The organism is Clostridium arbusti SL206, assembly GCF_000246895.1.
In the GTDB taxonomy this organism is placed as follows: domain Bacteria; phylum Bacillota; class Clostridia; order Clostridiales; family Clostridiaceae; genus Clostridium_I; species Clostridium_I arbusti.
In genome coordinates this window covers 1-579 of the sequence record NZ_BAEV01000207.1, presented here as the reverse complement: position 1 = coordinate 579, position 579 = coordinate 1, and the positions used below count along the sequence as shown (strand labels likewise).

The following is a 579-nucleotide window of genomic DNA, read 5'->3' as shown; positions in this document are numbered from 1 at the left end:
TCACTAATCCCACCTTCGGCCGCTGGCCCCTATAAAGGTTACCTCACGGACTTCGGGTGTTACCAGCTCTCATGGTGTGACGGGCGGTGTGTACAAGGCCCGGGAACGTATTCACCGCGACATTCTGATTCGCGATTACTAGCAACTCCAACTTCATGTAGGCGAATTTCAGCCTACAATCCGAACTGGGATGAGTTTTCAAGTTTGGCTCCACCTCGCGGTATTGCATCTCGTTGTTCTCACCATTGTAGCACGTGTGTAGCCCTAGACATAAGGGGCATGATGATTTGACGTCATCCCCGCCTTCCTCCCGGTTAACCCGGGCAGTCTCACTAGAGTGCTCAACTTAATGGTAGCAACTAATGATAAGGGTTGCGCTCGTTGCGGGACTTAACCCAACATCTCACGACACGAGCTGACGACAACCATGCACCACCTGTCTTCCTGCCCCGAAGGGCTTCACGTATCTCTACGCTATTCAGGAGATGTCAAGTCTAGGTAAGGTTCTTCGCGTTGCTTCGAATTAAACCACATGCTCCGCTGCTTGTGCGGGCCCCCGTCAATTCCTTTGAGTTTTAA

Annotated in this window: 1 rRNA gene; it reads right to left on the bottom strand. The window is 51.8% G+C overall.

The features are described from left to right. A 16S ribosomal RNA gene (locus RH99_RS18070) occupies positions 1-579 on the bottom strand; the annotation flags it as partial.